Here is a 26,281-nt window from a genome sequence, read left to right as displayed (position 1 = left end):
AAGGTCGGATCGGCGGTGGGACGGAGTACGCGATGAGCAACGGTTGGCAGCCCGGGCAACCGGGCGGGGACGAGGTCAACCCGTTCGCCCATCGGGACACGCCGCCGCAGGACCCCTCCTGGCAGCCGGGATACGGTGCGCCGCAACCGAACCAGCCCGGCGCTGCGCAGCCACAGCCCGGGTACGGCCCGCCGCAACCGAACCAGCCGCAGCCGGGATACGGTGCGCCGCAACCGAACCAGCCCGCGCCCGGGTACGGCCCGGCGCAGGGCGGGCCGGAGTGGCAGCCGGCGCCGGGCGCGCCGAGGAAGAAGGCGAAGTGGCCGATCTTCCTGGTACTCGGCATCGTCCTCGTGGTGCTGTGCGGCGGCGGCGCGACCGGCGGCTACCTGCTGTACCGGAAGTTCGGCACGACGCACACCAGCAAGGGTGACGTGTCGGCGGGTGCGCCGGCGGCGGCCGGCGGCGACGGCAAGGGCATCCAGGTCGGCAAGGCCGGTGCCAGCAAGAAGATCGAGGTGTACCTGGACTTCGGGTGCCCGCCGTGCAAGTCCGTGCACACCGCGGTCCAGCCGGCGATCGACAAGGCGGTCGCGGCCGGCGACACCCAGGTGCTGCTCTACCCGGTCGGCTTCACCGGCGAGCCCGCGAAGCGCGCCGCCAACGCCCTCGCCTGTACGAGTGTCGCCAAGGCCACCCCGTCCGACGTGCTGAAGTACGAGGGAAGTCTGTTCGACCACCAGCCGTCGGACGAGAGTTCGGGGTTCTCCGCCGACGACCTGGTCGGCTACGCCCCCGCCGCGGTACGTGACGCGGACGCGTTCGCCGGCTGCGTACGGTCGGACCTGTACAAGAGCTGGGTGGGGTCGGTCGGGACGGCGGCGCAGAAGCGCGGGATCACCGGCGTACCAACGGTTTTCGTCAACGGGAAGCAGCTCGACCAGAACGACCTGACCGCCGACGCGGTCACCAGCGCGCTCGGCTGAACCCCCGGCTCAGCCGATCGGCCAGGTGTGCACGGGGCTGCCGGCGCGCATGTGCTCCACGTACCGCTGGAGCATGGCGTGCAGGGCGGGGACGCGGTCGAGCTGCCGGTCGTCCTGGAGTTTGGTGACGGTCTCGGCCTGCCACTGCGCGCCGTTGAGGCCGGTGATGCAGCGGCCCTCGATGATCCCGAGCAGCCTGTCCCGTACGCCGGGGTCGACGCCGAACCGGTCGAGCCCGTCGTACGCCGCGGGCAGCAGGTGCTTGAGGACGAGGTCGGTGACGGACACCTCGCCGATGCCGGGCCAGTACAGCCGGGACTCGATGCCGTCGCGCGCGGCGGTGTGGAAGTTCTCCTCGGCGGCGCTGAACGTCATCTGTGTCCAAATAGGACGGTCCTGTTCGCTGAACGCTCGGACCAGCCCGTAGAACAGCGCGGCGTTGGCGACCATGTCCGCGACGGTCGGCCCGGACGGCAGCACCCGGTTCTCCACGCGCAGGTGCGGCCGGCCGTTCATGATGTCGTACACCGGGCGGTTCCACCGGTACACGGTGCCGTTGTGCAGCCGCAGCTCCGCCAGCCTCGGTACGCCGCCGGACTCCAGTACCTGGCGGGGATCCTCGTCGTCGATGACCGGCAGCAGCGGCGGGAAGTAGCGCACGTTCTCCTCGAACAGGTCGAAGATCGAGGTGACCCACCGCTCCCCGAACCACACCCGCGGCCGTACGCCCTGGGCCTTCAGCTCGGCCGGCCGGGTGTCCGTGGCCTGCTCGAACAGCGCGATCCGGGTCTCCGCCCACAGTTCCCGCCCGAACAGGTACGGCGAGTTGGCGCCGAGCGCGCACTGCACGCCGGCGATGGCCTGCGCCGCGTTCCAGTAGTTCGGGAAGGTGTCGGGGGAGACCTGCAGATGGAACTGGAGGCTGGTGTTCGCGGCCTCGGCGACGATCGAGTCGGTGAACATGCTCAACCGCTCCATGCCGCGGATGTCGATGATCAGGTCCTCGCCGCGCGCGGTCAGGATCTGCTGGTTGAGCTGCTTGTACCGCTCGTCGCCGGACAGCGCCTCCGGCCCGGCCTGCTCCTGCCGCAGCGTCGGCAGCGTGCCGACCAGGCACAGGTGCGCGCCGACCCCGGCGGCCGCGGCCTCCGCGCGGTCCAGCCGCGCCCCGATGTCCCGCTGGTACTCCTCGAATCCGGAGCCGGCGATCAGCCGCGGCGGCACGTTCAGCTCGATGTTGAACAGGCCCAGCTCGGGCTGCATCATCGGATCGTCGACGCGGGCGAGCACCTCGGCGTTCCGCATCGCGGGTGCCGCGGTGTCGTCGATCAGGTTGATCTCGATCTCCAGCCCGGTCAACGGCTTGTCCGCGTCGAACGTGAAGTCGTTGAGCATCAACGCGAACACGTCCAGGCAGCGGCGGACCTTCTCCCGGTAGCGCTGGCGGTCCTCGCGGGTGAACGCGTGGCTGTCGAGCTGCTTACCCATCGGTCCTCCCGCGTTGCCCGATGTGGTGAACACCAACCGTATCCGTGTCGCAGCCGGCTGTGCCAGGGCCGACCGGTCGAACCCGGCACCTCACATACCGGTCATTCACGGAGTGCGATCCCCGCACCGGTTGGTGCCCACCTCCCTGCCCAGGTACACCCGTACCCGCCCGCGGCGCCCGGTCACCGTACGCGTCGGGTGACTGTCGCCACGCGGACAGAACGGACGACGTCCGACGTGTCGTACGCCGGGCGCCGTCGCGGGACACCGGTCAGCCGCGCGGACTGCCGACCGGGTGGTACGTGTTCGGGTGGCCGGCCGCGGCGAAGTCCTCCGGGCCCGGCTGCGGCTGCTTCGGCTTCAGGTCACCGAATCCGGCCCACGGCAGCGGACCGACCGACGGCGCCGTGCGCCCCGCCTACCGACCGGTGGGGCCCGTCGGCGGGGTCGGCCCGGCACCGCCGAGGACGTTGCCGGTCACCACGTTCGTACCGGTGTTGCAGTTGGCGGTCGGCCCGAAGACGTTGACCGGACACTGCGCCATGTCGCGGTCGGACACGTTGCCGGTGACCGTGTTGTCGTGCTGGCTGGTGGTCCAGATCGACAGCCAGTCGTGCGCGTTGCGGACGACGTTGCCCCGGGCCGTGTGGTACCCGGTGCCCTCGTCCAGGTAGATGCCGTTGCTGACGCTGTCGCTGTCGTGCCCGACCCCGTCGATCACGTTGCCGGTGATGACGCTGCCCGGCTGGTCGCTCAGCGTGTGGATGCCGCCCATGTCCCAGAGCGTCTGGCCGGCGTTCCGGATCACGTTGCCGGTGATGCTGTTGCTCGTCGCGTACGACGCCTTGCCCCAGCCCCAGCCGATCGAGATGCCGGTGTGCGACAGGTCGGCCAGGTCTTTGTGCGCGATCGTGGCCGAGTCCGAGTAACCGAACCAGATCCCCGCCGCGTTCGGGTACTCGGCGCCGATGTCGCGCAGCACGTTGTCGCTGACCGTGGTGCGCGCGTTCTGCTGGCCGGGGTCGGTCTGCGCCGAGTCCTCGGAGTCGCCGACCTGGATGCCGCTGTGCGACGTGTCGGCGACGACGTTGCCGACCACCGTGTCGTCCTGCGAACCGGTGTCCAGCGTCAACCCCGCCGCACCCAGGTGCACGAACGTGTTGCCCTCGATCCGTACGTGCTTGGCGTGCGCGAAGCTCACGTTCGCCGGGGTCTTCCGCCAGACCGGAACGCCTTCCACCGGTAGAGCCGAGGATCTCGACGTCGCGCGGGTTGCGCCAGCCGGCCATGGCGAACGAGACAGCGGCACCCCGGAACCTCTCCGGGGTGCCGCTGTCTCGCAGGTGGTGGCGTCAGGCGCGGACGGCCTCGCCCTCGATCTCGATCTTGACCTTCTTGCCGACCAGGACGCCGCCGGTCTCCAGGGCCTGGTTGTAGTTCAGGCCGAAGTCCTCGCGGTCGATCTCGGTGGTGGCGGTGAACCCGAACACCTGCTGCCCGTACGGGCTCAGCGCGGTGCCCTCCAGCTCGACGGTCAGCTCGACCGGCCGGGTCACGTCCTTGATCGTCAGCTCGCCGGCGACCGTGAACGTGTCGCCCTTGTGCCCGCTGATGCCGGTGCTCGTGAACGACATGGCCGGGAACTTCTCGGTCTCGAAGAAGTCGCCGGTGCGCAGGTGGTTGTCGCGCATCTCCTGACCGGTGTCGACGCTGCCGGTCTTGATGTTCGCCGTGACCGAGGACTCCAGCGGGTTCTCCGCGATCGTGATGGTCGCCTCGTACTCACCGAAGTGGCCGCGGACCTTGCTCACCATCATGTGCTTGACGACGAAGCCGACCCGCGTGTGTGCCGCATCCAGGGTGTACGTCCCCGGCGCCGGGATGGTGAGGCCGTCCCAGTCGCGTACCGCCAGCGTGCTCTCGCTCATCTCGTGATCCCCCTCCGTGGTGTCCTGCCGCCTCGGCAGTACTTGCTTGAACAACAATCTACACGGCAATTATTTCAGCCGTCAACTACCTGGTAGCCTGGAGGCATGACGAAGGAGCTCTTCACGGACCCGCGCATCACCGTGATGGGTCTGCTGAGTGAGGTGTACGCGGGGCTCAACGAGCGGTTCCAGCCGCTGCTGGCCGAGCACAAGCTGTCCCTGGCCGAGTTCGACGTGCTGATCCGGTTGTCCCGGTCCCCGAAGTACCGGCTGCGCATGAGCGACCTGGCGGCCCAGACGATCCTGTCCACCAGCGGCGTCACCCGCGTCGTCGACCGGCTGGAACGCGACGGCCTGGTGACGCGTGAGGCGTGCCCCAGCGACCGCCGGGGCTACTTCGCGGTACTGACCGACGCCGGTGTGCAGCGCGTCGAGGCGATCCTGCCCGCGCACCACGAGATGATCGAGCGCTGGTTCACCGGGCTGCTCACCCCCGAGCAGCTCACGTCCATGGAAGAGATGCTGCACACGATCCGGGACGCGGTCCGTCCGCGGTCCACCGCCGGGGTCAGCGGCGAGGTCGAGTCACGCTGCCTGGAGCGCCCCGCCGCCACCCACTGACCCGGCCGCGGGGCCTCGGGCGTCAGGAGCTGGCGCGAGCGCCGGCCCTCGGGCGCAGTTCGGCGGCCGCCTTCGACCAGACGCGGATGATGTCGCGTACCGAGAGGATGCCGATCACGTCGTCGTGCTCGATGACGATGAGGTGGCGGAACCCGCCCCGGATCATCGCGTCGGCGGCGTCGGTGAGCGTCCACTCGGGGCCGGCGAAGACGAGTTCGCTGGTGTGGTGCGATTCGGCGCGTTCGACGTCGGGGTCCAGTCCGGCGCCGATCGCGCGGAGGATGTCCCGCTCGGTCATGATGCCCAGCCCGTACGAGTCGGGGTCGATCACGACGGCGGCGCCGACGTTGCGCTGCGACATCAGGGCGGCGGCCTGGCGCAGCGTATGGCCGGGACCGATCGATACGACTGCCGGGCTCATCGCCTCGCGTACCTGCATGGCACCTCACCCCCGGTTTCCCACGGTACGGACATCCTCCCGCTAAGTGGCCCGAGTCACAAACTTTTCGTACCGGTCGGGTCGCGTAGCCTCGGCCGGGTGGCGGACGAACTGCGGTGTGTCGGGGCCCTGATCGCCGACGGGGCGGGGCGGATGTTCGTGCACCGGCGCTCGCCGACCCGCGCGCTGTTCCCGAACTGCTGGGACATCGTCGGCGGGCACGTCGAGGCGGGCGAGACGCCGCTCGACGCGCTGGCCCGGGAGATCACCGAGGAGACCGGCTGGAAGCTGGCCCGCGTCGTCACCGTGGTCGGCGAGCACCGCTGGGTCGGCAACGACGGCCCCGCCCGGTACGAGACGGACTACCTGGTCGAGGTGACCGGTGACCTGGCCGCGCCCCGGCTGGAGGCGGGCAAGCAGGTGGAGTACCGGTGGCTGGCGGAGGACGAGCTGGACATGCTGTCTGAGCACCGGGAGACGGGCGACATCCTGACCCGGCAGATCGTGGCGGCGGGGTTCGCGGCGGCCCGCAGGCACCGGGCGGGATGACGTACCCGGTAACGTCGGGTGAACTCCGGGCGGAAGCGCGCGCCGAGAGCGGACAGAAGGTCACGGACCCGGCGGGCTATCCTGCGACGGACGTGACTGTCAGGAGTCGAGAGGAGTGCGGGTCGTGTCGCTGAACGTCGTCATTCTTGCTGCGGGTATGGGCACGCGGCTGGGCCGACCGCACCCGAAGCCGTTGACCCGGCTCGCGGACGGTCGGACGATCCAGCAGCAGCAGCTGGACCACATCGAGGCGACGTTCGGCGCCGAGGCGCACGTGACGGTCGTGGTCGGGTTCAAGAAGGACCTGATCATGGAGGAGTCCGGCGGCCGGGCGAGCTTCGTCTACAACGAGTCGTACGACCAGACGAACACGTCGAAGAGCCTGCTCAAGGCGCTGCGGCTGTCCCCGCCCGGCGGCGTGCTCTGGCTGAACGGCGACGTCGTGTTCGTACCCGGGCTGCTGGAGGAGCTGCGGCCGGCGATCGAGGCGGACCGCAACTTCGTCGCGGTGAACACCGACAGCGTGGCCGACGAGGAGGTCAAGTACACGCTGGATGCGAGCGGGCACATCGCGGAGCTGTCGAAGAAGGTCGTCGGCGGGCTCGGCGAGGCGGTCGGCATCAACTACATCTCCAGCGCGGACAAGGCGACGCTGATCGAGCACCTCGACCTGGTCGACGACCAGGAGTACTTCGAGGGCGGCATCGAGGGCGCGATCCGGAACGCGGGCGTGCAGGTGTCGGCGATCGACATCTCGGCGTACGGGTGCGTCGAGGTGGACTTCGAGCCGGACCTGACCAAGGCGAACGAGCTGGACTCGGCCGAGCCCGGTGTCCAGGGCTGAGGCACCGGTGGCCGCGGGCGGGTCGGTCGACGAGCCCCGCCCCGCCGACTTCTACCGGGCGAACCGCGGCGGCGGGCTGTTCTCGGAGACGCTGAGCCAGCGGGCCGCGTCGTACCTGGCGCTCGGGGCGTACCGGCTGGGGTTGCGGCCGACCGTGGTGAGCGCGGTCAACCTGGTGCTCGGGCTCGCCGCGTCGGTGTTCGTGGTACTGACGGCGCGACCGGTGGCCGCCGGGCACCTGCCGGCGTGGCTGGTCGGGGTGCTGGCGTTCGTGGTCTGGCAGCTGGCGTACTGCCTGGACTGCGCGGATGGGCAGCTCGCCCGCGTCGCCGGTACGGGCAGCGCGGCGGGCGCCCGGGTGGACGTGCTGATCGACGTGGCCGTGCAGATCTCGATCGTGGCGGCGGTCGCGACGGTCGCGGTGGCGCAGCGGCCGTCGACGCCGGCGTGGCTGGTGGGCGCGTTCGCCGGGAGCTGGATGGTCAACCTGGTGACCTCGGTGATGGCCAAGGAGGGCACCAACGAAAGCCTCGTCACGTCGTCGTCGCTGCCGGTACGGGTGGTCAAGCTGGTCCGCGACTACGGCGCGATGATCACCCTGATCCCGCTCGTACTCGCGGTCGCACCGGCGTGGTCGGTCTGGTTGATGGCGCTGTTCACCGCGGTCAACGGGCTGTTCCTGCTGGCCAGCATCGTCGCGGCGGGGCGGGCCAGCCTGCGGTGAGCGGGCTGCGCGGCCGTACCCTCGCGGGCCTGGCCGACCAGGCTCTCGTCGCCGTCACGACCGCCGGCACCGGCCTCCTCGGTACGGCGGTGCTGGCGCCGCGCGAGGCCGGCGTGATGCTGTACACGATCGCGATCCTGGTGTTCGTGCAGGGACTCGGGCGCGCGTTCGTCGGTGACGTGATGCTCGCGCACGTCCCGCGGTACGCGGCGGGTCCGGCGCGGCGCGGCCAGTTCGCGAACGCGCACGCCACCAGCGGCACGCTCGCCGCGGCCGCCGCGGTCGTCCTGCTGCTGGTCTGGGCGCTCGGCCCCCGCCGGTACGTGGGGGACCTGGTGTGGGGTGTGCCGTTCGTGCCGTCGATCCTGTTGCAGGACCTGGCGCGGTACACGTACCAGACGGAGGGGCGGCAGCCGCGGGCGCTGGTCATCGACGCGTGCTGGGTGGTCGTGCAGGGCGCGTGCCTGGCCGTACTGCTGGGGACCGGGCATGCCGCCGGTGGACCGATCGTGGCGTGCTGGGGGATCGGCGCGACGGCGGGCGCGGCGCTGTTCTACGCGCGTACCCGGATCAATCCGTTGGCGGGGCGGCCGGCGCGGTGGCTGTCGGACACCCGGCGGCTGCTCGGCTGGTTCACCGCCACCGGGGTGTTGGCGCAGCTCACGACGCTGCTGATCGCGAGCCTGGTGCAGGGCATCCTCACCCAGGCCGCGTACTCGGGGCTGCGGCTGGTGCAGACCGTCGTGCTGCAACCGGCGCAGAGCTTCACGATGGCGCTGAACGGGCTGCTCGTCCCGCGGGCGTCGGCGCTGGCGGGCGCGGGTGACGTGGCCGGGCTGCGCCGCCAGACCCGTACGGTGCTGGCCGTGAACGCGGCGATCGGCGCGTGCATCGTGGCCGTCGCCGTACCGCTGGCGCACCCGGTGCTGGACTGGTACCACGGCGGGGCGTACGCGGCGGTCGCGGCGATCGCGCTGCCGGTGTCGGTGCAGGCCGGGGTGTACCTGCTGCAGATCCCGTTCACGGTGGCGATCCGCGGGATGCACCGGGCGCGGCTGCTGTTCGCGCAGTACGCGATCTTCGCGGTGACGACGCTGGGCGGGCTGGTGCTGGGCGCCGTGCAGGGGCAGCTGGTCGGCGCGGCGTGGGGGCTGATGGCCGGCGCCGGCGTCGGCACCCTCGTCCAGGCCGGCATGTATTTGGCGGCGTCGCGGGCGATGGCGCGCGCCCGCTGAGCCCCGCTAGCGTCTCCGGAGTCACGTGTCGGCCGCGGGATCGGAGCGGGGATGGGACGGGTACGGCCCCGGGTGGTCGTGGTGTCGCTCGTCGCGGTACTGGCGCTGGGCGCCGCGCTCGTCGCCGTGCCGTACGTGGTGCTGCCGGGGGCGGCGGCGATGCCGGCCGCGGCGCTCGCCGCGTACCGGTCGGCGGGGTCGGTGCGGGTCGGGCTGGTCGCGGACGAGTCGGTGCGGGTGTCCGGCGAGGGCCTGGTTCCCATGTACGTCAAGGGAAGCGCGGCGCGCAACACGGCCGGCCGGCCGCGCGTCGACGCGCGGTTCGACCGGCTCCAGGTGACCCGTACCGGGGACGGCACGGACGTGCGGGGCCGCGTCGTCGACGGCCGCACGTACTCGCGGAACTTCGGTGGCGGCGGGCCGTGGCGGGAGCTGACCACCAGCGGGGACGACGACCTGAGCGTCGCGATGGGGATGACCGACCCGTCGCCGCTGCTGCGCTTCGCCCGGGAGAACGACGCGCGGGTCGCCGACGCGCGCGACGGCTGGTTCGGGCTGCGGTACACGGTGGACTGCTGGGACTGCGGGTTCCCGCTCACCGCACCGATCGACGACGGTACGGCCGACACGAGCGTGCTGCCGAGCGCGGTGCACGTGGCCGTGACGTACACGCTGGACGTGCGGGACCGGCCGACGGAGATCGTGCTGACCGCCGCGTCCGGTACGGCGATCGTGAAGGTCACGCTGCTGCTCCACGGGTACGGGGAGCGCGTGCCGGCGCCCGTACCGGCGGGTGCGTCGCCGTCGCCGGCGCCGACGTTCCGGTGACGGGGCGGAGGTGGCGCGGCGCGGACCGTACCGCCAGGATGGGGTGCGCCGCGGGCGGGCCGCGGTGTCGACGGGCGGGGAGTGGTGATGAGGCGCAGCCGCGTGGTGATCGGGGTGGCGGTCGCGGCGGTACTGGCCGCCGGGATCGTGGTCGCGGCCCTGCCCGAGATGCTGCTGCCGGACGCGGCGTCCGGCGCCGACGACGCCCTGACCGCGCTGAAGGACGCGCGCACCGTCACCGTCACCGCGACCGCCACCAGCGACGACGCGCCGTTCTTCGGTGCCTCGGTGCGGCGCACCACCACCGGCGAGGACCGGGTCGTCGGCGACTTCCGCCACCTGGCCATGACCGCGACGTACCCGTACGTGCAGGTGCGCGAGGTCGGGCCGACCGTGTACGCGAAGAACTACAGCGAATCGGGCACGACGCCGTGGGTACGGCTGGACACGACCGGCGGGGACGACCTCAGCCTGGCGATGGCCGCGGTCGACCCGACCGCGTTGCTGCGCTTCGCCGGTACCAACGCGGAGAACGCGCTGGCCTCCCGCGACGGCATGTTCGGCATGAAGTACTCGGTGTTCTGTGCGGACTGTACGGATCCGCTGCTCGGCGCGGCCGACGACGGCACCACCGGTACCACCGGGGACGACACGGCTGCCGACCCTGGCCTGCAGTACGAGATCCACCTGGACTTCGTGGTCGACCTGCGCGGCCGGCCCACGTCGATCACCCTGCGGGTCACCGCCGGCAACACCGTCGACCGGCGGATGACGTTGCGGTTGAGCGACTTCGGCGCCCCGCTGACCGTACGGGAACCGGCCGGCGCCACCCCCAGCCCGGCCCCCGGCGCGATGACACCCTGACCCGCAGGCGCCGACCACCCGCCCGGACCTGTCGTACCCCGCGGATACGGTCGTGGGCATGGATGACGAGCCGGTGCTGGAGTTCGCGTCGCGGGCCGAGTGGGCCGCGTGGCTGGCCGCCGAGCACTCGTCGGCGCGCGCGGTGTGGATCCGGATGCCGAGGAAGGCCACCGGCATCCCCACGGTGACGTACGCGGAGGCGCTGGTGGAGGCGCTGCGCTTCGGCTGGATCGACGGCCAGTCCCGCGGCATCGACGACGAGTGGCACAAGCGCCGCTGGACCCCGCGTACCGCGCGGAGCAAGTGGTCCAAGCGGAACGTGTCGCTCGCCGAGGAGCTGATCGCCGCCGGCCGGATGGAGCCGGCCGGGCTGCGCGAGGTGGAGCGGGCGCGCGCCGACGGCCGCTGGGCCGCGGCGTACGACGCGGCCAGCACGGCCACGGTGCCCGACGACCTGGCCGCCGCGTTCGACGCCGAGCCGGCCGCCCGCGCGTTCTTCGACACGCTCGACAGCCGCAACCGGTTCTCCGTGCTGCACCGCATCCAGGACGCCAAGCGGCCGGAGACCCGGGCCCGCCGCATCGAGAAGTACGTCGCGATGCTCGCCGCGGGCGAGAAGATCCACCCCTGACCCGCGTCAGGCGGCCGGTTCCACCGCGAGCGGATCGGCCGTCAGCGGCGACGGTTCCGGCGTCGGATCCGGCACCAGCGTCAGCGTGCGCGCCGGCCGCAGCTGGCTGTGCACCTTGGTCGCGACGATCACCGCGGACAGGACCGCGCACACCGCGTTCGCGCCGATGACGGCGACGTCGCGGGTCGCGATGCCGTAGCCGAGCCAGGCGAAACCGCCGGCGAGCATGGCCACCAGGTATCCCCAGGCCAGGTCACCGGTACTACGGGTCCGGACGGTACGCCAGACCTGCGGTACCAGGGAGCAGGTGGAGAGGGCAGCAGCGAAGAAGCCCAGAAAGGCAATCACGGCGGGAGGTCTTTCGAACGAGGCACGGAAAGAGGCCCCGACGGTGTCGCGTCGGGACCTCCGAGTACGAGGAGAATCTAGCGACCGCCGGCCCCGTACGACAGCGTGATTGCGGACACTCTCCGGTCGGGCGGATCCCCTTCGGCCCCAAGGGTTTTCGCGCGTTTCGCGCCCGGGATTTTCGCGCCTTCCGCATCGTACTTCCGCGCGTTTCGCGCCCGGCCAGGGCCGCCTCTCGCGCCGGTCTCCGGCCGCGGTTTCGTGCCGTTCCCGAGCCGCGTTTCGCGCCCGCCCGGACCAACGTTCGCGCCACCGTGGTCGCCGCTCCGGAAGTTGATCTTGGTGGATGTCCAATTGTTCAACTGTCCCATTGTTGAACAATTGGACAAGATCGTCTTGTTCAACAATGGAACAAGAAAGTGCACCGACGACACCGACCAGCGGACCGCCCGTCCGACATCAACGCCACCCGCCCGTGCGGCGGTCAGGTCTCCGGCCCGGCGCGGACCACGGTCGACCACCGGGCCGCTGGGCGGGTCAGGTGGTGGCGGCGCGGGCGTCTGCGGCGAGCTCCTCGTACACGCCGATCAGGCGGCGCAGCAACACATCCGGCGCGAAGACCGTCTCGTACCGGCGGCGGGCGAGCGGCCCGAGGGTGTCGGCGCGCAGCTTCGCCAGCCCGAACGTCTCGGCCAGCGCGCCGGGCTCCGGCGGCACGACCCACCCGGGCGGCGTCTCGGCCGGATCGTGCCCCTCGTCGAGACCCAGCAGGTACGGTGTGCCGCCGACGGCGGTGCCGAGCACCGGGCGCCCGTTGGCGAACGCCTCCAGGATCACGGTGGGCAGCGCGTCGGCGTACGTGGAGGGGACGACGACGACGGACGCGGCGCGGATCACCCCGGGGATCTCCGCGTGGTCCACGAGCCCCAGGTACTCCACGTCGGCGCGGGCGGCGGCGACGGCCTCGACCCGACCGCGGAGCGGCCCGTCGCCGGCGATGCGCAGGGTGCCGAACTCGCCGTCCGCGTGCCGTTCCCAGGCGTCGAGGAGCAGCCCGACACCTTTCGCGTCGACCAGGCGCCCGAAGTACAGGAAGCCGTCGCCGGTCTCGTCGTGGCGGCCGGGATCGGGGATGCCGTTGGGTTTGATCGCGACCTGCGCGTCGGTGATCCCGAACGTGCGCAGGTGGTCGGCGATGTGCGGGGCGAGCGCGATGTACCGGTCGACGGTGCGCCAGGTGGAACGGTGCACGGCCAGCGTCGTCGCCATCACCACGGACTGCGCGCGCGACCCGCGGTAGCAGGAGTGCCGCACCGCCGGGAGCGGGAACGCCTTGCCGAGGCAGTCGTGACACGGGTGCCCGTCCCGGAAGTACGTCGAGTCGGCGCAGACGTGCCGGTAGTTGTGCACCGTCTGCACGACCGGTACGCCGTGCTTGTGCGCGGTGCGCACCACCCACGGCGACAGCAGCGGGTACGGGTTGTGCAGGTGCAGGACGTCGGGGCGTTCGCGGCGGATCAGCTCGGTCAGCTCGCGCTGCGCGCCACCGTTGTACATCGGGGACAGCGGCAGCGTGGCCTTGGCGAGCGGCGACAACGACCCGATCGAGTCCGAACTGCGCAGCAGTGGGAGCACCGTCACGCCGGCGTCGGCGAGCAGCGCCGACTCGGACTCGACGATCTGGTTCTCCCCGGACGGCTGTGCGGAGGAGTACAGGTTGTGCGCGATGACAACCTTCATCCCGGTTCCCCTGCCGCTCGCTCCGACCTGTCGCCGCACACAGTACTGGTCCGGTCCGCCGTGGCAGTTGGACGCCGCCGCCCGGACCTGCTGAACTGAACGGATGCCGGAGTTGCCGGAGGTAGCGGCGTTGGCCGCGTATCTGAGCGACCGCGCCGCCGGTCACCTCGTCGACCGGGCCGACGCCGCCGCCATCAGCGCACTGAAGACGTACGATCCGCCGCTGTCGGCGGTGGTCGGCCGGGCCGTGACGGGCGCCGGCCGGCACGGGAAGTTCCTGGACGTGGGCATCGACGGGGGTCTGCACCTCGTCGTCCACTTCTCCCGGGCCGGCTGGCTGCACTACCGCGACTCGCTGCCGTCGACCCCGCCGAGGCCGGGCAAGGGCCCCATCGCGGTCCGGGTACGCCTGGACGACGGGTCCGGTTTCGACCTGACCGAGGCCGGTACGCAGAAGCGGCTCGCCGTCTACCTGGTGACCGATCCGGCGCAGGTACCGGGGATCGCGCGGTTGGGGCCGGATCCGCTGGAGCTGTCGCGCGACGAGTTCGCCGCCCGGCTCGCCGGCCGCCGCCACCAGGTCAAGGGGGTACTCACGGACCAGACGGTGTTCGCCGGCATCGGCAACGCGTACTCGGACGAGATCCTGCACGCGGCGAAGATGTCGCCGTTCGCGCTCGCGGGGAAGCTGTCGGACGAGGAGGTCGACCGCCTGTACGAGGCGACCCGCTCGGTACTCGGTGCCGCGGTGACCCGCGCGGTCGGGCAGAAGGCGGCGACGTTGAAGGGCGAGAAGCGGTCCGGCCTGGCGGTACACGCCCGGGCCGGGCTTCCCTGCCCGGTTTGCGGTGATACTGTCCGGACGGTGTCGTTCAGCGACTCCAGTCTCCAGTACTGTCCGACCTGTCAGACCTCCGGTCGCCCGCTGGCGGACCGTCGGATGTCCAAGTTGCTCAAGTGACGACGAGCAGGGACGGGCAGGAGCACACCGCCGACGGGCGGCGCGCGCCACGCACCCGCAACCGACTCGGCCGCCACGGGGCGACCGACGGCGCGTGGCAGACTGAGGACCCCGGATACGACGGTGCGCGCGGCGCGGGAGGACAGACTGAGGTGACCACGAGCCTCGAACGTCCGGACACCACCCGGCGCGGGCGTACCGGCAGGCGCGGCGGCGGCCCGTCGCCGACCGGAGAGCAGCGGCCCGACGGCCGCAACAACGGCATCACCCGTTCGGCCTGGCTGCGCGCCAAGGTGCGCCGCGGCGGCCGCTGGGACCGGTGGTACGCGGGCGGGCTCGCCGGGCTGGAGTTCGTCCTCACCTCGCTCGCCGGCCTCACCTCGATCCTGATCTCCGACCATCCGTACGTGGGGTTCAGCGACGGGTTCACCGAGCACCCGCCGTCCATGTACGTCTGGGGCTGCCTGCTGCTGCCGCTGGGCTGGTCGGTCACCCTGTGGGGCAGCCGGGCGTACGAGCGGCGCTACCTCGGGATCGGCACCGAGGAGTTCAAGCGGGTGTTCCGCGGCGGCCTGATCGTGGTGGCCGTCGTGTCGTTCATCGTCATGGCCTTCAAGTACGACCTGTCCCGGCTCGCCGTGGGCACCGCCCTGCTGTGCGCCTTCGGGTACGTGCTGGCCGCGCGCGCCATCGCCCGCTTCGTGCTGTACCTGGCGCGTCGCAGGGGGCTGGCGTCGCAGCGCATCATGCTGGTCGGCACGCTGCCGGAGGCGATGGAGGTCTACCGGGCCATCACCCGCAACCCGAACGCCGGGCTCGTACCGATCGGCATCTTCCTCACCGAGGGCCGCTCCGGTGCCCGCGGCGTCACCGCCCCGGTGCCGCTGCACGCCGGCCGCGACCTGCTCGACGTCGTACGCGAGATCGGCGCGGACACGATCGCGGTCTGTGGCACGGCCCGCGACGAGCAGGGCGGCCTGCGCCGGCTGGCCTGGCAGCTGGAGGGCACCGGCATCGACCTGGTGGTCGCGCCGCAGCTCACCGACATCGCCGGCCCCCGCGTACACATCCGGCCGGTGGAGGGTCTGCCGCTGCTGCACGTCGAGGAACCGATCATCTCGGGCCTCGGCTGGGTGGCGAAGAACCTGCTGGACCGGATCGCCGCGGCCCTCGGCCTGCTGGTCCTGACCCCGCTGTTCGCGGTGATCGCCATCATGATCAAGGTGTCCGACCCGGGGCCGGTGTTCTTCCGGCAGCCGCGGGTGGGGCGCGAGGGCGACCAGTTCCACGTGTGGAAGTTCCGCACCATGTACACGGACGCCGAGGAGCGGCTGGCGCACCTGGTCGACCAGAACGAGACCGACGGGTTGCTGTTCAAGATCCGTAACGATCCGCGGGTGATCCCGATCGGCCGCTTCCTCCGGCGTACGTCGCTGGACGAGCTGCCGCAGCTCATCAACGTACTCAAGGGTGAGATGTCGCTGGTCGGGCCGCGTCCGCTGCCGGCGGAGGACGGCGACTTCCTCGGTGACGTACGGCGGCGGCTGCTGGTGCGGCCCGGCATCACCGGCCTGTGGCAGGTGTCCGGCCGGTCCGACCTGTCCTGGGACGACGCCGTCCGCCTCGACCTGTACTACGTGGACAACTGGTCGCTCACGTTCGACCTGCTCATCCTGTGGCGCACGCTGGGCGTGGTGTTCGCCCGGCGCGGGGCGTACTGAGGGCATGGACGCGGGCGCCGAGATCCACGGCGAGAACCCGTACGTCGCGCCCGCCGAGCTGCGCGACCCGGTACGCCGGCTGCGGGGTCGGCTCACCGCCCCCGTCACCCTGTGGACCGCCGGCAGCGGCGCCGGGCGCGCCGGCCTGACCGTCGCGTCCGTACTGGTGGTGGCGGGTGAGCCGGGTGTCGTGGTGGGGATGCTCGACCCGGACAGCGACCTGGCCGACGCGATCGAGGAGCACGGGCGGTTCGCGGTGACGCCGCTCGGCTGGGAGCAGCGGCTGCTGGCCGACCGGTTCGGGCTGCTCGCGCCGGCGCCGGGCGGCCTGTTCGCGCAGGAGTCGTGGACGGACACCGACTGGGGCCCGGTCCCCGCCGGCGCCGGTACGTGGCTGGGCTGTCGCGTGACGGGTACGGCCGGGGCCGGGTGGAGCCGGCGGGTGGACGGCGAGATCGAACACCTGGAGCTGGGCGACGACGAGCCGGCGCTGGCGTACCGGCGGGGTCGGTACCACCGGATCGACCCGACGTGACTGTGAGCTTGGCCAATAGGGACTTTGGTCCCTGCGTGACGCCCGCGGGCGCTGGTTAGGTTCGTACTGGCACGAGGGGGGATCCCGGGTCGGATGTCCGGTCCGGGACGCGTGCACACGTCGTCGCCATTGGCGGTCGGGCGGGGGGGACACCGCGAGCGGTGCGTCCGGCCGCCGGCGGCGACGTTCGAATTCAGGGTCAACTCCCAGACTCACCCGTCCGGTGTGCCGTTCTCGCCGGTCGTTCCCGGAATGGACGCACCTCGTACGGCGTCGGCCGTGCCCGATCTGTCGGTACTGTCGCCGTGGCGCGATTCGCGTACCGCCGGTTGGCCTTACCCTGGGGCGCATGGCGGCTTCGAATCCCCCGAATCCCCGCGGCACGGCCCGGGTCCGCTCCGGTGTGACACCGGGCCGCTCCGGCATGTCCCGCGGCACGGTGCCCCGCGCGTACCTGGGCGGCGAGCGTGAACCCCGCACGGGTGGTGGCGGTCCCGGCGGACCGCGCGGCCCGCGGCGGCCGTACGGCGGGGGCGGTGGCGGCGGCAACAACCAGTACCGGGGCAAGCGTCGGCCACGCTGGGGCCGCATCGTGCTGGTGTCCCTGCTGGCGCTCGTACTCCTGGCCGGGATCGGCGCCGTCGGCGTCTGGGCGTACGCCAGCTCGCTGGACGACAAGCTGCACCGCACCGACGCGTTCGCCGGGCTGACGGGTGGCCGGCCGGCGAAGAAGGTCGACGGTGCGCAGAACATCCTGCTCCTCGGCAGCGACATGCGGACGAGCTGGAAGAAGAGCGGCGAGAAGCCGCGTACCGACACGATCATGCTGATGCACATCGACGCCGACCACAACCACGCGTACGTGGTGTCCATCCCGCGTGACACGTGGGTGCACGTACCGGCGATGAAGGGTGCGGACGCCAGCGACCAGGACGCGAAGGTCAACGCCGCGTTCGCGTGGGGCGGCGCGCCGCTCATGGTCAAGACGGTGGAGAACTTCACCGGCGTCCGGATCGACCACGTGGCGATCATGAACTTCCAGGGCTTCCAGTCCGTCACCGACGCGCTCGGCGGCGTCCGGATGTACGTGGACCAGACGATCAAGTCCATCCACCCGCCGTACCGGACGTTCACGAAGGGCTGGCACAACTTCAACGGCGCCCAGGCGCTGGACTACTGCCGCCAGCGGTACCAGTTCGCGCAGGGCGACTTCGCGCGGCAGAAGCACCAGCAGCAGTTCCTCAAGCAGCTGCTGAACAAGGCGGCCAGCACCGGCACGCTGTCCAACCCACAGAAGCTGAACGCCTTCCTCCAGGCGGTCGTGAAGGTCATCCAGGTCGACAACGACTTCAACCTGGTCGACGAGGCGGTCCAGTTCCGCAACCTGCGGAGCAAGGACGTCACGTTCATGACCAGCCCCAACCAGGGCACCGGCACGATGGACGGGCAGAGCGTGGTGCTGTCCGACAAGGAGAAGGCGTCCTCGCTGTATGAGGCGATGAGCAATGACCAGATCGCCGACTGGGTGAAGAAGAACCCACAGAAGTAGGAGTTCTCCCACCACCCCGCGTACGACACTGGGTACGCGGGGTGGTCCGTGTCTGGGCATCCCCGTACAGGAGGGCGGATGCGCAGGTCGCGGAGCCGGTCACCGCTGTGGGCCCGGCTGTTCGTGTGGATCGGCGCGGCACTGATGGTGCTCAGCGGCGGGTCGCTCGCGGGCGCGACGATGCTCGTCCACCGGTACGAGGACTCGGTGAACCAGGTGAACCTGATGCCCGGTACGCCGACGCCGGGTGACGTCGTGTCCGGGCCGTTCACGTACCTGCTGCTGGGGTCGGACAAGCGACCGACGGACACCACGGGCGCGCCGGGCCGGTCGGACACGATCATGCTGGTGCACGTCACGGCGGACCACCGGCACGCGTTCCTGGTGTCGATCCCGCGTGACCTGTGGGTACGGATCGACGACTGCGGCCAGGGCACCGCCTGTACCGCCAAGATCAACGCCGCGTACGCCTGGGGCGGGCCGACGCTGACCGCGCGTACCGTCGCGTCGTTGACCGGGGTGAAGCTCGACGGCATGGCGATCGTCAGCTTCCTGGGCTTCGACAAGATCGTCGACACGCTCGGCGGCGTACGGATGTGCGTCGACGAGCAGACCCGCTCGATCCACACCGGCCGGCTGTTCACCGTCGGCTGCCACCAGTTCACCGGCGCCGAGGCGCTCGACTACGTACGCCAGCGCGAGAACCTGCCGCACGGCGACTTCGACCGGCAGCGCCACCAGCAGCAGCTCATCAAGGCGGTGGCGGCGAAGGTGCAGGACACCGGGCTGCTCGGCGACCCGGTCGCGCTCGACAAGGTCATCCGGCTGATCGGCTCGGACGTCACCGTCGACACCAACGGCGTACCGCTCGCCGACCTGGTCTTCTCGCTCCGGTACATCCACACCACCGACATCACCATGCTGCGCATGCCCCAGAACGACGGCACGTCCAGCGACGGCCAGTCCATCGAGGTACTCGACTCCGTCGGACGTAGCCTGTTCGCCGCGATCCGCGGGGACGACCTCGCCGCGTGGGCGGCCGCGCACCCCACGCTGGTGAATCCCAACGCGTGAAACACGTCGCGGTGCGGGTGACCGCCGCGCACCCCACCCTGGGGTATACGTAGCGGAAGACCACCGTCGTCAGGAGGCTTCCGTGTTCCCGCCAGACGTACCGAGTGCCACGCCCCAGGACGTGCCCGCCGAGGCGTACCTCCTCGACGTGCGGGAGGACGACGAGTGGGCCGCCGGCCACGCGCCGGCCGCCCACCACCTGCCGATGCAGGAAGTACCGGCCCGGATGGGCGAGGTGCCGATGGACGGCGCCGTGTACGTGGTGTGCCGCGCCGGCGGCCGGTCCGCGCAGGTCACCGCGTACCTGCAGGCCAACGGCTGGGACAACGTCACCAACGTGGACGGCGGCATGCGCGCGTGGGCGGCGGCCGACCTCCCGCTGGAGTCGGCCGATGACGCGCCGCCGCGGATCATCTGACCCCCGCCCGGCCGGTACCGGCGCCGCCGAGTACCGGCCGCTCGTGGTGGCGCACCGGGGCGCCAGCGAGGACGTCGCCGAACACACCCTCGGCGCGTACCGGCGGGCCATCGACGACGGCGCCGACGCCCTGGAATGCGACGTACGGCTGACCCGTGACGGTCACCTCGTCTGCGTCCACGACCGGCGCGTCGAACGCACCAGCAACGGGCGCGGCGTGGTCAGCGAGTTCGCCCTCGACGAACTGTCCACGCTCGACTTCGGCTCCTGGCACCCCGGCCTGCCCGACTCCGCCGACCGCCTCGTCGACCCCGACCCCGATCCCGAACGCCAGAGCGTCCTCACGTTCGCCGAACTGCTCGCCCTCGTCGTCGACGCGCCCCGCCCGCTGCGCCTCCTCGTCGAAACCAAACACCCCACCCGGTACGCCGGGCTCGTCGAACGCGCCCTCGTCACCGAACTGCGCCGGTTCGGCCTCCACGACCCGCCCGACCCCGACACCGCGCCCGTCACCGTGATGTCGTTCTCGCTGCTCGCCGTACGCCGGGTCGCCGAACTCGCGCCCCGACTCCCCACCGTCCTGCTCCTCAACGGGATCCCCGTCTGGCTGCGCACCGGCACCCTGCCCGCCGGCGTACGGATCGCCGGGCCCGGTGTCGCCGCCGTCACCGACCAACCGCACTTCGTCGAACGCGTCCACGACACCGGCCGCAAGGTGTACGTGTGGACCGTCAACGACCCCGCCGACCTCGACCTCGTGACGTCCCTGCGCGTCGACGGCATCATCACCGACCGGCCGGGGTACGTCCTTCGGCGGTTCGGTCGGTAGGGGTCTCGGCGGGACGTTCGTGACGGGCTGGGGGCGCTAGACCGGACAGTGGCTTCGTTCGGTGGCCGTACGCGTTCGCTGCGCGACGATTCGACCCACCTTTTTGTTCAATTGTTCAACTGTTGAACAATGACACAATGCGACAGTTGAACAATTGAGGTGACTCGTGGTTGCCGAAGCCTGACCGGTACGGGAAGACTCGATCGTGATGACCAACGTCGACTATCCGGTTCTGGTGGCCGGTCTGCTCCGCTGTACGCAGGGCGACCGGCGGCCGGCGGCCGTCCACGGGCTGCTGTCGACGCTGGTGGCGGCGGTGGGCGCGGACGCGGCGACGTACGCGGAGTACACGGGGACGGTCGGTCGGGTGCTGGCGGCGACGTCGGGTGCGGAGTGGACGGTCGGCCGGCCGGTGGACGGCGCGCAGCCCGCGGTGGTGCGGCTGGCGGACGGTTCGTGTGTCGACGTGGACGTGCGGGCGGATCTGGTGACGGAGCTGGCGGACCAGTTGGCGGCGCGGGGTGTGCTGCGGTTGGCTGCCGCTGGCGTACTCGTCGACGGTCGGGTGGCCGGGTCGGTGCACCTGCACTTCCGGGCCGCCGGTGAGCTGAGCGAGGCGCAGCGCGCCGCCGTACTGCTGGGCGTCCGGGTGCTGGACCCGGTCCGTACGGCACGGCCGGCCGAGGATCCGCTGGCCACCGCGCTCGCCGACGGCCTCGCCGTACTGGGGGCCGATGGTCTGGTTCGGGCGTGGAACCCGGCGGCGCACGCGTTGACGGGGGTTCCGGCGGGGGCGGCGATCGGCCGGCCGGTGCCGTTCGCGGTGCCGCGGGCCGGTGAGGTGGGCGAGTACGAGCTGCCGGACGGCCGCTGGATCGAGGTGGTGTCGTCGCGGCTGAGCGGTTCGACGGACCGGGTGGTGACCTTCCGGGACGTGTCGGCGGCGCGGCGGCGGGCGCAGGTGAAGGACCTGTTCGTCGCGACGACGAGCCACGAGCTGCGCAGTCCGGTGACCGCGGTGCACGGCCACGCCGACACCCTGTACCGCCGGTGGGACCAGCTCGACGACGAGACCCGGCGCGATTCGGTACGGCGGATCTGGGAGCGTTCGGGACAGTTGTCGACGCTCGTGGACCGGCTGCTCGCGGCCGACGACACGGCCCGCATCGATGCACTGCTCTCCTCGCGTACGTTCGACCTGGTGGGGGCGTTGCGCCGGGCCGTACGCGGGCTCGGTACGGAGGAGGCGGCGCGGCTCCGGGTCGACCTGCCCGAAACCCTGCCGGTCGTACTCGGTGACGCCGGCAGCGTGCCGACCGTCCTCACCGAGCTCGTCCAGAACGCCCACAAGTACTCCCCGGGTGGTGGCGAGATCACGCTGACCGCCGGCGCCGACGAGCGCACCGCGTACTTCCGGGTCGCGGACAGCGGGATCGGCATCCGCCCGGAGCACCAGGAGCTGGCGTTCGCGCCGCGGTGGCAGGCGGAGGGCACCGACCGGCGCCGGTTCGGTGGCGTCGGTCTGGGCCTCTACCTGGTACGTCGGATCGTCGAGGGGCAACACGGCTGGGTGTCGTTACGACGGCGTAATCCGGACGGAACGGTCGCTGAGGTACGGTTGCCACGCGCAGGCGTGACGTCTGGGGAGGCGTGAACGTGTTTGCTGGCGTGAGCGAGCGGGCCTGGGGCATTGCGGTGCCGCACCATGCCCGCGGCGCCGGCCTCGCCCGCAGTCGCCTGCGCGGTGGGCTCCGCGATGTCGGGGTGGACCGGGAGCTCGCCGCCGACGCCGTCACCGTGGTCTCCGAGCTGGTGGGTAATGCCGCCCGGCACGCGCGTCCGTTGCGCGGCGGAGTGATCAGCGTGTCGTGGACGGTCGGCCGGGACCGGGTCGAGGTGTCGGTGACCGACGGCGGCGCGGCGGAGATGCCGCGACTGCGTTCCGCGGACTGGGATTCGGTGGACGGGCGCGGCCTCCAGATCGTCGCGGCTCTCGCCGACCGGTGGGGTGTGGAGATCGAGGGCCGGCAGCGCCGCGTCTGGGCCGTACTGTCACGCTGAGCGCGCGGCCGCCGCTCGCGTCCCTGGTGACGACCGTCCCGCTGTTCTGCGTCGGGTGACGGACGGTGCGGGCGGAACCCCGGTGGGTGTACCGGGTGTGAGTGACCGGCGGTAACCGCCTAGGCTGCTGTGCCGTGAGCAAGCGTCGCCGAAACAGTGCCTCCCGCGCCGAGCGCCGGGAGAAGGTGCGTGACGTCTTCGTCGCGCGTCCGTTCGAGGGTCTCGCCAGCGAGGCCGAGTGGGTGGCCCTGCGGGAGCTGGTCCCCGCGGCGACCGCGCCGCTGCAGCTGTCCGAGGAGTACGCGCAGAAGTACCCGGATCGGTCGGTCACGCTGGCCACGGTGCTGCCGATGGCCTGGCCGGCGATGGTCCGGCAGGACGGCGGGGTACTCGTCGGGCTGCAGCGGCAGTTCCAGTCGGGTGACGTCAGCCGGGACATCGCGGCGTCGTTGCTGAGCGCGCTGGACACCGAGGTCGGCCAGACGGTCGGCGTACCGGCGCTGCCGGGTCCGGGGCCGCGCCTGCAGGACGTGCTCGCCGACGGCGCGTTGGACGTGTCGATCCGGACCGGGTTCGACTTCTGGCTGGCCGAGGGCGCCGCCGACGATCCGAACGTGGCGGCCAGCCTGGAGCGCGCCAACGACTCGATCTACCCGACCGAGCGGCTGGCCGCGGCCCCCGCCGCGTACTGGTGCCAGGTGCCGGACAAGGCGCACGTGCGCTGGGTACTCGCCGAGGACGAGGACGCGGCGCTCGCCGGCCTCGCCCGGCTGTCCGCGTCGGGCGCGCTGACGCTCGGCGACGGCACCCGGTTCGCCGGCATGTTCCGGGCGCACGGCCTGCTCGTACCGGTGTGGGACGTGCCGATGGACGCGCCGGCGGCGGACTGGGAGCAGCCGTTGGCGGCGGTGCGCGACGCGTACCGGGCGGAGGTCGGGTCGGACGCGCCGCTCACGCCGGAGCAGCGACGGGCCCGCGAGGGTCTGCTTGGCCGGCAGCTCACCCTGCGCTGACCGTACGGTTCTCCGATGGTTCTGGGGCGGACATACTTGCCCCATGAAGGTCATCGGAGCAGGTTTCGGTCGTACCGGCACGGCGTCGTTGAAGGCGGCGCTGGACCGGCTGGGCGTCGGCCCGTGTTTCCACATGAGCGAGGTGTTCGAGCACCCCGACCGGGTGCCGTACTTCCGGGCGGCGGCCCGCGGGGAGGCCGTCGACTGGGACGCGGCGTTCGCCGGGTACGAGTCGACGGTGGACTGGCCGGGCGCGGCGTTCTGGCGCGAGCTGGCCGCCCGGTACCCGGAGGCGAAGGTGCTGCTGTCGGTCCGGGATCCCGCCCGCTGGCACGCGAGCATGCGCGACACGATCCTGCCCGCGGCCGACGCGGCGCCGGAGCGGGCGCGCCAGCTGCCGGAACTCGTCGCGCCGATGCAGATGCTCCAGGACGTGGTGTGGCAGGGCACGTTCGACGGCCGGGGCGGCGACGAGGCGTACGCGACGCGGGTGTTCACCGAGCACAACGCCGCGGTACGGCGCGAGATCCCGGCCGACCGGCTGCTGGAGTACGAGGTGGGGCAGGGGTGGGGGCCGCTGTGCGCGTTCCTCGGCGTGGACGTACCGGATGAGGATTTTCCGCACCTGAACGACGGGGCGAGCTTCCGGCAGCGGATCGCGGACCGGCTCGCGTCCAGCTGACGCGTGGTCGGTTGCCCACAGGCAGTCCACCGGGGCGGTCCGGCTGTACACAGGACCGCCCCCTCATCCACATGGACGGGCCCACCGTCCACAGCCTCTGTCCACAAGTCCTGTGGATAACTTCCGGCTGTGGACGGCGCCGCCTGTGGACAACGTCCGGTGTCCTGTGGACAACGCGTCGATCAGGACGGCAGCGGATCCCGGTCGACCGGGCAGGACATGCACCGCGGTCCGCCCCGCCCCGAACCCAGCTCCGAGCCGGCGATCCGGATGACCTCGATGCCCGCGTCCTCCAGCCGGGCGTTCGTCTCCGTGTTCCGCTCGTACGCCACGCACAGGCGCGGCGCGATCGCGAGCGTGTTGTTGCCGTCGTCCCACTGCTCGCGCTCGGCGGTGACCGGGTCGAGGCCGGTGTCGATCAGCCGCAACGTGTCGATGCCCATCGCCTTGGCCGCCGCCGGCAGGAACGGCTCCGGCCCGGTCACCGACACCTCGTCCGGCCCGGCCGCCGTCACCGTGTACGCCACCAGGCTGTCCGCGACGTTCGGGTACATGACGACGGCGTCGACGTCGACCATCGTGCAGACCGTGTCCAGGTGCATCGTCGCCCGGTCCTGCGCGATCGGTACCGCGAGCACCGTACGGGCGAGGCCGCGGTCGAAGCAGCGCCGGGCGAGCCGTTCCGCGCCCGCCGGGGTCGTACGCTCGCCGACGCCGACGGCGACCACACCGGGCGCGAGCAGCAGTACGTCGCCGCCCTCCACGTGCTCCAGCGCCGGCTCGTACAACAGGGGGGCGCCGGCGAAGCGCGGGTGGTGCCGGTAGATGGCGCGGGTGATGGTCGTCTCGCGGGACCGCGCCGGCATGGCCAGGCTCGTCACCGCCACGTGGTCGCCGACCCAGGCGCTCGAATCGCGCGTGAACAGCAGGTTCGGCAGCGGGTCGATGACGAAGTCGTGCCGGTCCATCAGCGCGTACACCAGGCCGCGGCCGGACCGCAGCTCCTCGTGCGCCAGCCCGGCCGTCAGTACGGTGGCGAGGGCGGCGGGCGCCAGGTCCGCCAGGTACGCGGCGACGCGGCCGCGCAGGGTGTCGCCGAGCCGGTGGTCGGCGAGTACCGCGTCGGTCAGCTCGGCCCGGGCCTCCGCGTCGGCGAGGGTCTCGGCGAGCAGATCCGCCAGGTACAGCACCTCGACGCCGCGGCCGGCGAGCGCCGCGGCGAACGCGTCGTGCTCGGCCTGCGCCCGGCCCACCCACGGGATGCCGTCGAACAGCAGCGAGTCGTTGTTGCGCGGGGTCAGCCGGGTCAGCTCCGGGCCGGGCCGGTGCAGCAGGACGGTACGCAGCCGCCCGACCTCGCTGTCCACCCGGTGCCGCACGGCGTTGTGCGCGCTCGTCAGGTCAGTCACGTACCCGAGCCTACGGGCGCCCGGGGCGGTGGCCACCTGGCCTGCTGTGCGGGGGTCTGTCCGGAAACGGACCGCTAGTGCCGACTGTCGACTCTTTCGCTTACTGTTATCCGCGGTACGCAGAGGGTCAGGGGAGGCACCGTGCGCGTCGATCTGTCGCTCAACCAGCCCGACCCGTCCCGCGGCGTACGCGGGGACGAACGCACCGGGCGGTCGTCCCGCAACGCCGACGGTGCCGCCACGCCACGCGGTACGGACTCGCGCCCGCCGACCGCCGCCGGTACGGTTCCGCCGACCGGCGACACCGCGTCCGGCCGTAACGGTGCGGCGCAGAACGCAGACGGCGCGGACCACGGCGGTGACGCGGCAGCCGGGGAGCACGGCGGGAACGGGGCGCGGGTGGGGCCGGCGCCGCTCGACGTGGCGTTGCGCGGCTGGGCGGCGATGGTCGACGCCGCGTACGACGCGTGCCTGGTGCTGGACCGTTCGGCGCTGGTGGTGGCGTGTTCGGCGGGCGCGCTGACGCTGCTCGGCATGCCCGGCCGGGACGGTACGATCGGCCGCGGCCTGCTCGACGGCATCCTGTACCCGGTGGACTTCACGGCGGTCGGGCACCGGCTCGCCGACTGGGAGGTCGCGAAGTTGCCGCCGCTGGCCGCGCTCACGACCGGCGGCCTGTCCCGCAGCCTGATCCGGATCCGGTACGGCCACGGCATCCGTACGGTGGACGCGGTGGCGACGCCGCTGCGGGACGCGAGCGAGCTGATCGGCTCGCTCACCTTCTTCCGCGAGATCTGACCGCGG

Annotated in this window: 28 protein-coding genes; 21 read left to right on the top strand and 7 right to left on the bottom strand. The window is 71.8% G+C overall.

Annotated features, from left to right (window positions below; translation table 11 throughout):
* The first annotated feature begins 32 nt into the window (after window positions 1-32).
* Window positions 33-986: a DsbA family protein gene (locus Aru02nite_RS20025; RefSeq protein WP_203659895.1), complete on the top strand. Its 954-nt coding sequence runs from the start codon at window positions 33-35 to the stop codon at window positions 984-986.
* 9 nt (window positions 987-995) lie between these two features.
* Here the strand turns inward: Aru02nite_RS20025 and Aru02nite_RS20020 are convergent, their stop codons facing one another.
* The 3 genes from Aru02nite_RS20020 to Aru02nite_RS20010 form a co-directional block, all read right to left on the bottom strand.
* Window positions 996-2,474 carry a glutamate-cysteine ligase family protein gene (locus Aru02nite_RS20020; protein ID WP_203659893.1) on the bottom strand — a complete coding sequence of 493 codons (1,479 nt, stop codon included), beginning with the start codon at window positions 2,472-2,474 and terminating at the stop codon, window positions 996-998.
* Window positions 2,475-2,892: 418 nt separating this feature from the next.
* Complete coding sequence (locus tag Aru02nite_RS20015) at window positions 2,893-3,714, bottom strand: right-handed parallel beta-helix repeat-containing protein (RefSeq protein ID WP_203659891.1); 822 nt, start codon at window positions 3,712-3,714, stop codon at window positions 2,893-2,895.
* Window positions 3,715-3,826: 112 nt separating this feature from the next.
* A complete protein-coding gene (locus Aru02nite_RS20010; protein ID WP_203659889.1) occupies window positions 3,827-4,402 on the bottom strand; it encodes a YceI family protein in 576 nt (191 codons plus the stop codon).
* 105 nt (window positions 4,403-4,507) lie between these two features.
* On the opposite strand from Aru02nite_RS20010, the gene Aru02nite_RS20005 reads away from it, so the two are divergent.
* Complete coding sequence (locus tag Aru02nite_RS20005) at window positions 4,508-5,023, top strand: MarR family winged helix-turn-helix transcriptional regulator (RefSeq protein ID WP_203659887.1); 516 nt, start codon at window positions 4,508-4,510, stop codon at window positions 5,021-5,023.
* Between the two features lie 22 nt (window positions 5,024-5,045).
* On the opposite strand, the gene Aru02nite_RS20000 is transcribed toward Aru02nite_RS20005, so the two are convergent.
* Window positions 5,046-5,462, bottom strand: coding sequence for a CBS domain-containing protein (locus Aru02nite_RS20000; protein WP_203659885.1), 417 nt, complete (start codon window positions 5,460-5,462; stop codon window positions 5,046-5,048).
* Window positions 5,463-5,561: 99 nt separating this feature from the next.
* On the opposite strand from Aru02nite_RS20000, the gene Aru02nite_RS19995 reads away from it, so the two are divergent.
* The 7 genes from Aru02nite_RS19995 (at window position 5,562) to Aru02nite_RS19965 (ending at window position 11,137) form a co-directional block, all read left to right on the top strand.
* Window positions 5,562-6,011: an NUDIX domain-containing protein gene (locus Aru02nite_RS19995; protein ID WP_239076819.1), complete on the top strand. Its 450-nt coding sequence runs from the start codon at window positions 5,562-5,564 to the stop codon at window positions 6,009-6,011.
* Window positions 6,012-6,135: 124 nt separating this feature from the next.
* Window positions 6,136-6,855 (top strand): phosphocholine cytidylyltransferase family protein, encoded by a 720-nt coding sequence (locus Aru02nite_RS19990; protein WP_239076818.1) that lies wholly within the window; start codon window positions 6,136-6,138, stop codon window positions 6,853-6,855.
* Window positions 6,842-7,579: a CDP-alcohol phosphatidyltransferase family protein gene (locus tag Aru02nite_RS19985; protein ID WP_373324919.1), complete on the top strand. Its 738-nt coding sequence runs from the start codon at window positions 6,842-6,844 to the stop codon at window positions 7,577-7,579. The genes Aru02nite_RS19990 and Aru02nite_RS19985 overlap by 14 nt, the downstream gene beginning before the upstream one ends.
* The gene (locus Aru02nite_RS19980) at window positions 7,576-8,814 is read left to right on the top strand and encodes an MATE family efflux transporter (RefSeq protein ID WP_203659875.1); all 1,239 of its coding nucleotides are present in this window, start codon (window positions 7,576-7,578) and stop codon (window positions 8,812-8,814) included. Before Aru02nite_RS19985 ends, Aru02nite_RS19980 begins: the two co-directional genes overlap by 4 nt.
* 51 nt (window positions 8,815-8,865) lie before the next feature.
* Entirely contained in the window at window positions 8,866-9,642 is a 777-nt protein-coding gene (locus Aru02nite_RS19975) for a hypothetical protein (protein WP_203659873.1), read from the top strand.
* An 87-nt stretch (window positions 9,643-9,729) separates the two neighbouring features.
* Complete coding sequence (locus Aru02nite_RS19970) at window positions 9,730-10,506, top strand: hypothetical protein (RefSeq protein WP_203659870.1); 777 nt, start codon at window positions 9,730-9,732, stop codon at window positions 10,504-10,506.
* A gap of 58 nt (window positions 10,507-10,564) precedes the next feature.
* The gene (locus Aru02nite_RS19965) at window positions 10,565-11,137 is read left to right on the top strand and encodes a YdeI/OmpD-associated family protein (RefSeq protein WP_203659868.1); all 573 of its coding nucleotides are present in this window, start codon (window positions 10,565-10,567) and stop codon (window positions 11,135-11,137) included.
* Between the two features lie 6 nt (window positions 11,138-11,143).
* Here the strand turns inward: Aru02nite_RS19965 and Aru02nite_RS19960 are convergent, their stop codons facing one another.
* Together Aru02nite_RS19960 and Aru02nite_RS19955 are read right to left on the bottom strand one after the other, a co-directional pair.
* The gene (locus tag Aru02nite_RS19960; protein ID WP_203659866.1) at window positions 11,144-11,485 is read right to left on the bottom strand and encodes a SemiSWEET family sugar transporter; all 342 of its coding nucleotides are present in this window, start codon (window positions 11,483-11,485) and stop codon (window positions 11,144-11,146) included.
* Window positions 11,486-12,022: 537 nt separating this feature from the next.
* A complete protein-coding gene (locus Aru02nite_RS19955; RefSeq protein ID WP_203659864.1) occupies window positions 12,023-13,225 on the bottom strand; it encodes a glycosyltransferase family 4 protein in 1,203 nt (400 codons plus the stop codon).
* A 103-nt stretch (window positions 13,226-13,328) separates the two neighbouring features.
* On the opposite strand from Aru02nite_RS19955, the gene Aru02nite_RS19950 reads away from it, so the two are divergent.
* The 11 genes from Aru02nite_RS19950 (at window position 13,329) to Aru02nite_RS19900 (ending at window position 24,068) form a co-directional block, all read left to right on the top strand.
* Window positions 13,329-14,186, top strand: coding sequence for an Fpg/Nei family DNA glycosylase (locus Aru02nite_RS19950; protein WP_203659862.1), 858 nt, complete (start codon window positions 13,329-13,331; stop codon window positions 14,184-14,186).
* A 152-nt stretch (window positions 14,187-14,338) separates the two neighbouring features.
* On the top strand, window positions 14,339-15,907 hold the full coding sequence (locus Aru02nite_RS19945) for a sugar transferase (protein ID WP_203659860.1): 1,569 nt from the start codon (window positions 14,339-14,341) through the stop codon (window positions 15,905-15,907).
* Window positions 15,908-15,911: 4 nt separating this feature from the next.
* Complete coding sequence (locus Aru02nite_RS19940; protein WP_203659858.1) at window positions 15,912-16,442, top strand: flavin reductase family protein; 531 nt, start codon at window positions 15,912-15,914, stop codon at window positions 16,440-16,442.
* Between the two features lie 349 nt (window positions 16,443-16,791).
* Window positions 16,792-17,991, top strand: a complete 1,200-nt coding sequence (locus tag Aru02nite_RS19935) for an LCP family protein (RefSeq protein WP_203659856.1) — start codon at window positions 16,792-16,794, stop codon at window positions 17,989-17,991.
* Window positions 17,992-18,069: 78 nt separating this feature from the next.
* Window positions 18,070-19,065 (top strand): LCP family protein, encoded by a 996-nt coding sequence (locus Aru02nite_RS19930; RefSeq protein ID WP_203659854.1) that lies wholly within the window; start codon window positions 18,070-18,072, stop codon window positions 19,063-19,065.
* Between the two features lie 82 nt (window positions 19,066-19,147).
* On the top strand, window positions 19,148-19,483 hold the full coding sequence (locus Aru02nite_RS19925; protein WP_203659853.1) for a rhodanese-like domain-containing protein: 336 nt from the start codon (window positions 19,148-19,150) through the stop codon (window positions 19,481-19,483).
* Complete coding sequence (locus tag Aru02nite_RS19920; protein WP_203659851.1) at window positions 19,458-20,312, top strand: glycerophosphodiester phosphodiesterase; 855 nt, start codon at window positions 19,458-19,460, stop codon at window positions 20,310-20,312. The genes Aru02nite_RS19925 and Aru02nite_RS19920 overlap by 26 nt, the downstream gene beginning before the upstream one ends.
* 208 nt (window positions 20,313-20,520) lie before the next feature.
* Entirely contained in the window at window positions 20,521-21,966 is a 1,446-nt protein-coding gene (locus Aru02nite_RS19915; RefSeq protein ID WP_203659849.1) for a sensor histidine kinase, read from the top strand.
* A gap of 14 nt (window positions 21,967-21,980) precedes the next feature.
* Window positions 21,981-22,373 carry an ATP-binding protein gene (locus tag Aru02nite_RS19910; protein WP_239076817.1) on the top strand — a complete coding sequence of 131 codons (393 nt, stop codon included), beginning with the start codon at window positions 21,981-21,983 and terminating at the stop codon, window positions 22,371-22,373.
* 134 nt (window positions 22,374-22,507) lie between these two features.
* Complete coding sequence (locus Aru02nite_RS19905; protein ID WP_203659845.1) at window positions 22,508-23,386, top strand: DUF5926 family protein; 879 nt, start codon at window positions 22,508-22,510, stop codon at window positions 23,384-23,386.
* A gap of 43 nt (window positions 23,387-23,429) precedes the next feature.
* Complete coding sequence (locus tag Aru02nite_RS19900; protein WP_203659843.1) at window positions 23,430-24,068, top strand: sulfotransferase family protein; 639 nt, start codon at window positions 23,430-23,432, stop codon at window positions 24,066-24,068.
* Between the two features lie 182 nt (window positions 24,069-24,250).
* On the opposite strand, the gene Aru02nite_RS19895 is transcribed toward Aru02nite_RS19900, so the two are convergent.
* Window positions 24,251-25,447: an arginine deiminase gene (locus Aru02nite_RS19895; protein WP_203660343.1), complete on the bottom strand. Its 1,197-nt coding sequence runs from the start codon at window positions 25,445-25,447 to the stop codon at window positions 24,251-24,253.
* Window positions 25,448-25,618: 171 nt separating this feature from the next.
* Between Aru02nite_RS19895 and Aru02nite_RS19890 the strand changes: the two genes are divergently transcribed.
* Entirely contained in the window at window positions 25,619-26,275 is a 657-nt protein-coding gene (locus Aru02nite_RS19890; protein ID WP_203659840.1) for a transcriptional regulator, read from the top strand.
* The last annotated feature ends 6 nt before the right edge of the window (window positions 26,276-26,281 follow it).

Origin of the sequence: Actinocatenispora rupis, from assembly GCF_016861975.1 — a bacterium.
Lineage (GTDB): Bacteria > Actinomycetota > Actinomycetes > Mycobacteriales > Micromonosporaceae > Actinocatenispora > Actinocatenispora rupis.
The sequence above is the reverse complement of the archived record's forward strand: the minus strand, read 5'-3'. Positions and strand labels throughout refer to the sequence as shown.